This window comes from Allobrachymonas denitrificans DSM 15123 (assembly GCF_900110225.1).
Lineage (GTDB): Bacteria > Pseudomonadota > Gammaproteobacteria > Burkholderiales > Burkholderiaceae_C > Brachymonas > Brachymonas denitrificans.
Genome location: NZ_FOCW01000013.1, coordinates 23531 through 29530 on the forward strand (window position 1 = coordinate 23531; position 6000 = coordinate 29530).

A 6000-nucleotide genomic window follows, 5' to 3' on the forward strand; every position below is an offset into this window, starting at 1 on the left:
TCAATACGCCAGGGCACACCCCGCATCTTCACCCACCCCTTCAACCATCCCATGTCACACTACGCCATCCGTACCGCTCTCGCCATCGCCAGCGCCACCTTCTGCCTGTCGCAGCCTGCATCCGCATCCACCTTGTTCGAGGGGGACGTCAAGCTGGCCTGCGAAGCCATCCTCTGCCTCTCCAGCGGCTCGCGCCCCGACGAATGCACGCCATCACTGCAACGCTTTTTCAGCATCCGGCACAAGAAGGCCTGGGAAACCATACAGGCGCGGCATGACTTCCTGCGGCAATGCCCATCCGCCAATCAGGACGCGCGCATGCAGTCACTGGTAGCCGCCATGGCCAACGCGGCCGGATCGTGCCAGGCCAGCCGGCTCAACGCCATGCTCGCCAGAGAAAAGGAAGTGACGGTGTGCGAGCCGCGTCCAAACCGCGGCAGCTGGCGCTGGGTGCACGAAAGGAATGAGGAGCCCGCCTGCACAACCCGTACCGTCAGGGTGGTTGATAACACGCTGCCGTACTATTGCAAAGCCTACTACCACCATGACTACGTGGCACCCGGCGATCTGCGCCCACCGCGCTACGTGGGCGAGCCAGAAAAAGGGGGACGCTGGCAGGATTGAGTACGGCACAGGCAGCGCAAGACGGTGTCCATGTAGGCGGCCAGACCTGCCTCCATCACTGTCCCTGTCCCAGCCCCAGCCTCCGCCTCTACCCTCTGCCTCACAGGCTCGTCAACTCCTGCCTGGCGGCCTGACCGGCTTTGGCAGATGCTCCAGCAGAGCCCTCCGCCACACCTTCCCGCAGCAAGTTCGCATTGAACAGCAAGGTCACCCGCAGACCATGGCCGCCCCCCTGCTCATGCGGCATGCCATCGCTCAGCACCAGATCACTCTGGTGCCGGTGCGCAATCTCGCGCGCGATGGCGAGGCCCAGGCCGGTCCCCTCGCCCTTGGTGCCCGGCATGCGGTAGAAGCGCTCGAACACATGCTCACGCTCCTCGCGCGGAATGCCGGGACCGTTGTCTTCCACCTCCACGAAGGGGCGCCGCTGCGGCTTGTCGGGCGTCATGCTCCAGCGCGCCTGACGCGGCGCCGTGGACTGGACGCCGCAGCGCAGCGTCACCACACCGCCCTCGGGCGTGTAGTGCAAGGCGTTGACGATCAGATTGCTCAGCAATTCACGCAGCCACAAGGCATGCGCCATGACGCGCACCGGCGTCACGTCCAGACCCAAGTCGATGTTCTTGATAGCCGCAGCGTCCAGATGCTGCTCCAGCAGGGTTTCGCACAGATCCTTCAAGTCCACGGCCTGCATGTGCTGCACCTCCAGCACATCGGCATCCGCGCGCGACAGGGACAGCAACTGGTGCACCAGTTGCGACGTGCGGCGCGTGGCCGCACGCAAGCGATTGAGCTCCTCCAGCGGCACCTGCACGACCTCCTTCTGCAAGGCTTCGCTCCAGACCAAGCGAGCATCGTTACCCGTGGCGGCGCCAACTGCCGAGCCTTCTGTCGGCCCGGCGTCAGGGGAATGGGCAGCACTCGCCCGGGCGCGCTCCCCCGCTTGCGCCGTTGCCACAGTCCCAGCACCCGCCGCCACAAGGACGTTGCCAGCAGTGCCAACCGACGTGGTGGATGCCGATGCCAACGTTTGTCGCGCACCTTCCTCCTGGGACAAGCCCCCCGCAGCACCTGCAACGCCTGACGAATGCCCGGCGGCCACACTCCCGCGCTGCGCCGCACGCACATCCTGCTGCTGCCGCTTGACTGACTCGCTCCATGCCTCAATCTGCGCCTGCACACCAGCCAGAGGGGTGCGCAACTGGTGGGCAGCATCGGCCACAAATCGGCGCTGGCTCTCGGCCTGCGCATTCACCATGCCGAACAGGCGGTTGAGGGAAGTCACCAGCGGCCGGATTTCCTCCGGCGAACTGCGCTCGTCGATGCTGTTCAGATCCCGCGGCGAGCGCCGCTCCACCGCCAGAATCAGATCGCGCAAGGGCCGCAAGGCGCGCTGCACCGCCCAGCTGATGCCCAGCCCCACCACCGCAATCAGGAACAGATTCGGCAGCAGCACCTTCACCAGAACCTGCTGCAGCCAGCGCTTGCGCGGGTCGGACGCATCGGCCACTTCCACGATCACGTCGCCCGCCACGCTGGGCACGCGCTGCACCACCATGCGGTAGTTGACGCCCTTCACTTCCTGGTTGAAAAACTCCGGCTCCTGCGTCAGCGGTACCACCGAAGGCAGCTTGTCGTCGCCATGCAGCAGCTTGCGCTTGGGCGTGTACACCTTGTACGACACCAGCCCTTCGCGCTCCTTCAGGAATTCTTCCACCGGCGGCGCCAGCAGCAGCACCGGCGGATCACCCGAATGCGCCCCCACGGCAATGATGGAATCGGCCAGCAGTGGTACCAGGCGGAGCAACTGCTGGTCCTGCTCGCTGGCCGAGTTGTCCGCGGAGCGATAGTCCATGTAGCCGTTCAGCAGCGCCAGCAGGGCTAGCGGCACGATCAGCATCAACAGCAGGCGGCGCTGGATGCGGACGGGGTTGACGCGGTCGACCAAGGTTGAGGGAGCGGGCGGCGCAGCACTCGAAGGCATCGACATACGTGCACGGGTTTGCGACGAAGCTGACGGCTCTTGCCCTGCCGCAGAAGCTGCACGCGTGCTGTCACCGCCGGGTTGCTGCATCAAACCGCCTTCTGCTCAATCCGGTAGCCAAACCCGCGAATCGAACGCAGGGCAATGCCATGCGGCTCGAGCTTGGCGCGCAAGCGCGAAATGTACACCTCGACCGCGTTGAGGGTGATTTCCTTGTCCCACCCGGTGAGTGCCTGCAACAGCTTTTCCTTGCTGACGGGTTTGGGGGCATGCAGCATCAGGTATTGCAGCACGGTCCATTCGCGCGGGCCTACATCCAGCGGTTGGCCATCGGCTGTCACCTGGTGCGCAGCAGTATCCAACGCAATCGGCCCGAGTGTCAGCACCGAGGTGGTGGCCGCCTGCGAACGACGCAGCAGCGCACGCAAACGTGCCAGCAACTCGGGCAGTTCGAACGGCTTGACCATATAGTCATCCGCCCCGGCATCCAGACCTTGCACCCTATCCTGCAGGGCATCACGCGCCGTCAGCATCAGCACCGGCATGGTCTGGCCGCGCTCGCGCATGCGCTCGGTCAACTCCATGCCGTTCATGCCGGGCAGGCCCACGTCGATGATGGCGGCATCGAAGGTGTCGGAGGTCATGGCATCCAGCGCCGATTCGGCACTGCCCACGGCATCCACCACATAGCCGCCTGCGGAAGACAGGCCTTGCTTGATGCCATCGGCCAGCATCTGGTCATCTTCTACCAGTAACAGTCGCATAGGGAAGCTCCTGGCGTTGTTTTCATGGGTGTCATTATGGAGCATGCCACATCTGTCACATGTTGACTGGCGTGTTTTGCCAGCATGCCATGCAACAATGTCAAAATTGGCCATTCCCCCCCTAGAGAGGAAGCAGCAACACAATGACTCCGAATTCTTCCACGCCGCCGCAGATGCCGGTCAACTATGCCGTGCAGCCCTCGTACGTGATGGCTGCGCCAGACGATGAAATCAACCTGCTGGAACTGACCGACAAGTTCCTGGACCAGTGGCGCTGGTGGGTGGGAGGTACGGTGATTGGCGGCTTGCTGGGCCTGGGAGCGGCGTTTGTGGTGCCGCCCAAATATGCTGCGAATGGCGTGGTACGGGTCGCGCAGGTAGCCAGCGCGGTGGAAAGTGTGCCTGAAACCATCGTCCGCATGCAGACGCTGGCTTTCCGCGAGGAGGTAGTCGAGCGGCTTATCAAGGCCGGCCAGGTCAAGCCGGAAAAAAGGATGCATGGGTTCGCGCTCTGGAGGCCAAATCGACCTTCAAAGCGGTGAAAGATGCCGCAAACTATGTGGATATCGCCCTGACCGCGGACACCCCTGCACAAGGTCAAGCCGCCGTGAGCACCATCACCCAAGTGCTGAAAGAACGCCAGCAACCCCTGATGACCGAACGGCTGGCGCAAGTGGATCGCAGCATCGAATTGGCCAAAGCCAGCCTTGCCTCCATGGAGAAAAGCTACGAGACTACGCAAGCCAGCTTGCGCGCACAACCACCCAACTCCGAAGCCTATCTGGAACTGGCACGCATGAGCGAAGCAGGCACGCTGGCAGGGCTACGTCAGAAAGTGCTGGATCTGGAAAACTCCAAGCTTTCCCCTACGACCAAGGAAACGGAACTGGTAGAACCAATCGGCGTGTCGGATCGCCCGGTGTTTCCGAAGAAATCCGTGTTTACGGCAGGCGGTCTGGTACTGGGAGCCCTGCTGGGCACGCTTCTCGGGTTTGCTTTGCCAGCCTGGTGGGAATTTCAACGCAAGCGCAAAGCGGCCAAACAAGGTGCCTCTGCCTGAGTGTCTATCCAGCAATTGTTCATGACCCGTCTTCCAGACCATTTCTGGAGCAGTCTTGCACTGTTCCTGCTTCCCGCGCTGTCACTGGTACTTCCAAGTGGCTATAGCTATGGCCCTGCATTGCTGATTCTTGTCAGTCTATTCAGCATCCGTGTGTGGTGGGGAAAGTGGCAGCTACCCAAGGAAGTCTGGTGGATGTGGATCAGCTTTGCGTTGCTGGCCTTGAGTTGGCTGATTGACAACTGGATCAGCGGAGAGCGCGGATCGGCAGTGGAGAAGCCGCTCAAGATGCTGATGACGCTGCCTTGCCTGCTATATATGGCTCAGCGGCCTCCGCAAAGTCGGTGGTTGTGGCATGGACTGGTGATCGGTGCGCTGGGTGCAGTTGGCACTGCACTGTACGAGGTCTTTCAGCATCTTGATGCGTGGCGTGCCGGCGGGTTCCGCGCGAATGGCTACACCAACGCGATTCAATTCGGGAATATTGCATTGCTCCTGGGCCTCTTGGCGTTATGCGGCTGGAATGTGGGCGCGCCCAGGCGCGTTCTCTGGCGTGCATGGTTGGTGGCCGGATTTGCAAGTGGCCTGCTGGCCAGCCTACTCTCCGGATCGCGCGGCGGCTGGCTGGCTTTGGCGTTGGTAGCTGTGCTGGCAATGCTCTATCTCCTGTCCATTGGGCATTGGCGTGCCATAGCATTAGTGGCGGTTCTCAGCCTTGGCGGAACGTGGATAGCTCTGAACATTCCGCAGTTGCATTTGCAAGAACGCATCTCGCAGGCCAGGAACGAAGTAAAAGCGTACAAAGAACAAGGCAATGCCACCACGTCGGTCGGCGCGCGTCTGCAGATGTGGAACTTCGGCTGGCATCTTTATCTGGAGAAACCTTTGTTTGGCTGGACCCAGCAAGGATATATGGAGCAAAAACGGCAAGCAATCGATGCAAAGCAACTGGATCCCTTGCTCGCGGAGTTTAACCATCCCCACAATGAACTGCTGGACGCGGCCGCCAAACGAGGGACAGTTGGGCTTCTGATTCTGCTGGCAGCGTATGCGTCACCCCTCCTACTGTTTTTTCGCCTCCTTCGATCGACCGACAACTTTAAAGCGCGTGCTTTATGTATGGCCGGAGCAGTCTTGCCAGTTGCTTATGTCGGCTTTGGACTGACCCAAGCCTTCCTCCCTCACAACAGCGGCGTTATGATTTACGTCTTCTTACTGTGCGGCTTATGGGCTGCAACTTTGACTGTATTGACCCAGCCCTTTCTGCACAGATCAGGCTGCTAAAGCATAAGCCTCAGCGGGGGTCTTCATACCCAGCGCCTGATGTGGGCGCTGGTGGTTGTAAAAGCGGATCCAGTCGCCAATCACACGACTGGCGTGTTGTAGCGTCTCGAACCGGTGGCGGTGCACGCATTGGTCCTTGAGTGTGCGGATCACGCGCTCGACCATGCCGTTTTGTTCCGGGCTGTACGGCGTGATGAACTCCTGCTGCAGCCCATAGCTTTTGACCAGGGCCGTATAACTGCGGCTGGTGAACACCAGCCCATTGTCCGAGCGCAGCAAGAACG

The 6000-nt window shown here is 61.4% G+C and carries 7 protein-coding genes; 4 read left to right on the top strand and 3 right to left on the bottom strand.

All coding sequences use genetic code 11. From position 1 onward, the window contains the following. The first annotated feature begins 51 nt into the window (after positions 1-51). Entirely contained in the window at positions 52-624 is a 573-nt protein-coding gene (locus BMW28_RS12260; protein ID WP_159430761.1) for a TrbM/KikA/MpfK family conjugal transfer protein, read from the top strand. A gap of 100 nt (positions 625-724) precedes the next feature. On the opposite strand, the gene BMW28_RS12265 is transcribed toward BMW28_RS12260, so the two are convergent. Beyond that, entirely contained in the window at positions 725-2572 is a 1848-nt protein-coding gene (locus tag BMW28_RS12265; protein WP_159430762.1) for a sensor histidine kinase, read from the bottom strand. Positions 2573-2697: 125 nt separating this feature from the next. Next, positions 2698-3372 (bottom strand): response regulator, encoded by a 675-nt coding sequence (locus BMW28_RS12270; protein ID WP_091818361.1) that lies wholly within the window; start codon positions 3370-3372, stop codon positions 2698-2700. Positions 3373-3515: 143 nt separating this feature from the next. Between BMW28_RS12270 and BMW28_RS12275 the strand changes: the two genes are divergently transcribed. From BMW28_RS12275 to BMW28_RS12285, 3 genes are read left to right on the top strand one after another with little or no spacing between them, the layout of a single operon-like run. After that, complete coding sequence (locus tag BMW28_RS12275) at positions 3516-3914, top strand: Wzz/FepE/Etk N-terminal domain-containing protein (protein WP_091818363.1); 399 nt, start codon at positions 3516-3518, stop codon at positions 3912-3914. Beyond that, positions 3911-4432 carry a hypothetical protein gene (locus BMW28_RS12280; protein WP_091818364.1) on the top strand — a complete coding sequence of 174 codons (522 nt, stop codon included), beginning with the start codon at positions 3911-3913 and terminating at the stop codon, positions 4430-4432. Before BMW28_RS12275 ends, BMW28_RS12280 begins: the two co-directional genes overlap by 4 nt. Before the next feature lie 21 nt (positions 4433-4453). After that, the gene (locus BMW28_RS12285) at positions 4454-5716 is read left to right on the top strand and encodes an O-antigen ligase family protein (protein WP_143280602.1); all 1263 of its coding nucleotides are present in this window, start codon (positions 4454-4456) and stop codon (positions 5714-5716) included. Here the strand turns inward: BMW28_RS12285 and BMW28_RS12290 are convergent. Then, a partial coding sequence (locus tag BMW28_RS12290; RefSeq protein ID WP_143280603.1) for an integrase core domain-containing protein occupies positions 5705-6000 on the bottom strand: 296 nt, incomplete at its 5' end. The two genes, BMW28_RS12285 and BMW28_RS12290, sit on opposite strands and share 12 nt — an antisense overlap.